This is a genomic window from Okeania hirsuta (genome assembly GCF_003838195.1).
GTDB lineage: Bacteria > Cyanobacteriota > Cyanobacteriia > Cyanobacteriales > Microcoleaceae > Okeania > Okeania hirsuta.
Map to the genome: position 1 here is coordinate 1 of NZ_RCBY01000529.1, position 1,947 is coordinate 1,947.

2 protein-coding genes are annotated in these 1,947 nt (G+C 35.0%); one reads left to right on the top strand and one right to left on the bottom strand.

Going from position 1 to position 1,947, the window contains the following annotated elements; translation table 11 throughout:
* A partial coding sequence (locus D5R40_RS32530) for a cobalamin-binding protein (protein WP_134239670.1) occupies window positions 1-951 on the bottom strand: 951 nt, incomplete at its 3' end.
* A 120-nt stretch (window positions 952-1,071) separates the two neighbouring features.
* Between D5R40_RS32530 and D5R40_RS32535 the strand changes: the two genes are divergently transcribed.
* On the top strand, window positions 1,072-1,833 hold the full coding sequence (locus D5R40_RS32535; RefSeq protein ID WP_124155851.1) for a pentapeptide repeat-containing protein: 762 nt from the start codon (window positions 1,072-1,074) through the stop codon (window positions 1,831-1,833).
* The last annotated feature ends 114 nt before the right edge of the window (window positions 1,834-1,947 follow it).

Sequence of the window (1,947 nt, forward strand, 5' to 3'; positions counted from 1 at the left end):
TAATTTTGAACACCGTGTAGACGGTGGGGTATTAAACCCACAAAGAAAATGATAACCAAAATTAAATAATTCAGGATGTAAAATTTCCGCTAAAATTTCTAAAGAATCGACTAATCTCGGCCCTGGACGATTAAAATAAGAATTACCATCTGTAATGTAAACTTTCCCCGATTTAACTACAGGTAAATCTTGCCATTCTGGACGATTAATTAACTCCATAGTATCTTGGCGAGTACGTTCTAAATCAAAACCACAAGGCATGAAAATTATAATATCTGGATTAGCAATTAATAACTCTTCCCATTTTAACCATGGAGAATGTTTTCCCACTACTCCAAATAATGAATTTCCCCCAGCTAACTTAACTAATTCTGGTATCCAATTTCCTGCTGCCATTAGCGGATTGCTCCACTCAATACAAGCTACTTTCGGAATATCATTAACTGGTAAATTTTGAGTTTTTTCCGAACAAGCTTTAACCCTATATTTTAACTGAGAAATTACTTCATTTCCATCCACTCCTAAACTCATTGCTACTTGTTCCATATCTGCCCAAACTTCTGCCAATAAATTAGGCTGTAATGAAATAATTTGAGGATGACTTTTAGTTAAATTTGCTACTACAGCTTCTACTTCTGCCAAACTAGCAGCACAAACATCACATTGAGCTTGAGTAATAATATGAGTAGGTTCTAATTTTTCTAGGGTTTCTGTTTCTACACGGTAGACACTCAAAGCTGATTGTAATAACTCCGTAGCTCGATTATGAATTTCACGACTACTTCCCTCAGGATTAAATTTAGGCTGAGTACAAACAGGCAAATTTTTAACTTCTGAAGGATAATCACATTCGTGACTTCTACCCACCATAGCATCCGTTAATCCCAATGTAGCAACAATTTCTGTAGCACTAGGAATTAGAGAAACAATTTTTAGTTGACGATCTATCATTTTTCTTCTTGAGTATATAGCGATCGCTTTTCTTTACTTAATAAAAAATTAAGCTTTATTATAATTGATTAGTATTTTGAGATAATAGTACCTAGAACAAACCTAAACTATTTAGCGTAGATGCCCATAAGAGATGCCAAGCAAATACGAGAAGATTATACTAATGGTAATAGAAACTTTATTGCTATAAAGCTGCCGGAAGTTGACCTTAGTGGTATTAATCTGAGTGGTGCTGATTTTAGTAATTCTGATTTTAGTGATGCTGACTTGACGAATGCTAACCTTAGTGGAGTCAATCTTAGTAATGCTAATTTGAGTGGTACAAATTTAGTAGGGGCAAATTTAAGTGAAGCTAACTTAACAAGTGCTAAATTATCTGAAGCTAATCTGAGTAATGCTAACTTAAGTTGTGCTAATCTATCAAAAATTGATGCAAATCGTGCTTTTTTGTTTTGCGCTAACCTTTCTCAAGCGAATTTAGATGGTGCTTTTCTTTTTAGTGCTAGTCTCAGCTATGCTTGTCTGATTCATGCAAATATGAAATATGTAAGTTTGATTGGTGCTAATTTAGTAGGGGCAGATTTGAGTAAAGCTGATTTAACTGGTTCATATTTAATTGTTACAGACTTGAGTAGTGCAAATCTGACTAAGGCTAATTTCAGTCAAGTCGATCTCAACAGTTCTAATTTGTCTGCTTCTAATTTGACTAAAGCTAATTTTAATGGTGCTGATTTAAGTTGGGTAAATTTACTTGATACTAATTTGAGTGAGGCTAATTTAAGTCGTGCTAAGTTAGCTGATGCGATTTTACCTGATGCTTTCAATGTTAACTACTCTGGGTCATTCAACAATCTTAAATCGAGTGTAGTTAATAAAACTTGAAGAAGGAGACAGGAGACAGCTATACTGGAGACAGGAGGAAAATTACATGGGGATTCGCTCCCCCAAGTAATGCGTGAACACCCCCGTTGACGGTGGGGTATTAAACCCACAAAG

Excerpts from the sequence above, each read along its gene's own strand:
- D5R40_RS32535 (WP_124155851.1), top strand. The coding sequence starts at position 1,072 with ATGCCCATAAGAGATGCCAAGCAAATACGAGAAGATTATACTAATGGT.